This window comes from Neisseria sp. P0021.S007, from assembly GCF_051956855.1.
The window spans coordinates 1-511 of the sequence record NZ_JBQCXA010001242.1 but is presented as its reverse complement, the minus strand read 5'-3'; the positions used below and the strand labels follow the sequence as shown (position 1 = coordinate 511).

At 46.6% G+C, this 511-nt stretch carries 1 protein-coding gene; it reads left to right on the top strand.

Features of this window, described 5'->3' with window-relative positions; all coding sequences use genetic code 11:
- A partial coding sequence (locus tag ACTHUR_RS18530; protein ID WP_440400235.1) for a thermonuclease family protein occupies positions 1-511 on the top strand: 511 nt, incomplete at both ends.

Here is a 511-nt window from a genome sequence, read left to right as displayed (position 1 = left end):
CTGTTGTTGTATCCGTTTTGGGCGCACTTGGTTACAGTTCACGTGATACTGAGGTGATTCGTACAGGGGTAAGCGTTGCTGCAACATTGGCACAAGGCGACAATATCGGTTTAGAAAAGGTCAATGAATGGCTGGGTGAAAATGTCGTCAAAGCCACATCTGACACTAAAGCCGAAGCTAAACCCAAACCGGAACAAAAACAAAAGTCATCGCGACAATCCTACACATACAACGGAAAAATCATCAAAATCCATGATGGCGATACCATGCACATTATCGATAGCGACGGCAGGAAACACAAAATCCGCATGGCATATGTCGATGCGCCGGAAATCAACCAGGCTTATGGTACGCAATCACGAGACAATCTGATTGATGCAGCATTGCATAAAAAAGCCAAAGTCCGCGTGTTTGAAGCCGACCGCTACCAGCGCGAAGTTGCCCAAGTATCAGTCGGCACGATTGATTTGAATTTGATGCAAATACGGGATGGCGCCGCATGGCATTATGA